The sequence below is a fragment of the Bilophila sp. 4_1_30 genome, assembly GCF_000224655.1.
In the GTDB taxonomy this organism is placed as follows: Bacteria; Desulfobacterota; Desulfovibrionia; order Desulfovibrionales; family Desulfovibrionaceae; genus Bilophila; species Bilophila wadsworthia.
Map to the genome: position 1 here is coordinate 1 of NZ_JH114263.1, position 1,147 is coordinate 1,147.

Consider the following 1,147-nt stretch of genomic DNA (forward strand, 5'->3'; position numbering starts at 1 on the left):
CTTCGCCCACGGCGACATTCTCATGTTGGGGGCCTATTTCGTCTTTTACGGCACCACGACATTCTTCCTGCCCTGGGGGGTGGCCGTGGTGGTGGCCATCCTCGCGGCCAGCGCCGTCGGCATCCTGGTGGACCGCATCGCCTACCGGCCCCTGCGCGACGCCCCGCGCATTTCGGCGCTCATCAGTGCCATCGCCGTGTCCTTCTTCATCGAAAGCCTTTCCGTGGTGGTGTTTTCCGGCCTTCCGCGCCCCGTGTACCAGCCGGAATGGCTCATGACGCCCATCAACTTCGGGCAGTTGAAGCTGCTGCCGATCACGCTGGTCGTGCCCGTGGTCAGCTTCGTGCTCGTGCTCGGGCTTCTGTGGATCATCCACCGCACCAAGCCGGGGCTGGCCATGCGGGCCATCTCCAAGGATATCGAAACCACGCGCCTGCTCGGGGTGCGGGTCGACCGCATCATCGCGCTGGCCTTCGGGCTCGGCTCCGCGCTGGCGGCGGCCTCGGGCATCATGTGGGCCCTGCGCTACCCGCAGATCAACCCCTACATGGGCATCTTCCCGGGCTTCAAGGCCTTCATCGCGGCGGTGCTCGGGGGCATCGGCTCCATCCAGGGCGCCATGATCGGCGGGCTGCTGCTCGGCTTCATCGAGATCATGACCGTGGCCTTCATGCCCAGCCTGTCCGGCTACCGCGACGCGTTCGCCTTCGTGGTGCTGGTGCTCGTGCTCCTCGTCAGGCCCACCGGCCTCTTCGGCCAGCGTTCGGAGGAAAAGATATGAAGACCTCCATGCGCAACCTGCTGCTCAACCTCGCCGCCATCGGCCTGCTGGCCCTGTTCCTCGTCTGGGCGGAGACCAACCTCGACGGCTACAAGGTCCAGATACTCAATCTCATCGCCGTGAACGCCATCCTCGCGCTGTCCCTGAACCTCATCTACGGCTTCACCGGGATGTTCTCGCTCGGGCACGCCGGGTTCATGGCCATCGGGGCCTACGTTTCCGCCCTGTGCGTGCTCCCCGCCGCCCAGAAGGAAATGATGTGGATCCTCGAGGACATCATCTGGCCCTTCTCGGTCATCCATACGCCGTTCTGGTTCTCGGTGGTCGCCGGGGGCTTCGTGGCCGCGATCTTCGGGCTGTTCATCG

Annotated in this window: 1 protein-coding gene and 1 pseudogene; both read left to right on the plus strand. The window is 65.0% G+C overall.

Annotated features, from left to right (window positions below; genetic code table 11):
• The coding region (locus tag HMPREF0178_RS20035) for a branched-chain amino acid ABC transporter permease (RefSeq protein ID WP_009369362.1) at positions 1 to 781 on the plus strand (781 nt) is incomplete at its 5' end.
• A pseudogene (locus HMPREF0178_RS20040) lies at positions 778 to 1,147 on the plus strand (branched-chain amino acid ABC transporter permease); the annotation flags it as partial. The gene HMPREF0178_RS20035 and the pseudogene HMPREF0178_RS20040, both read left to right, overlap by 4 nt.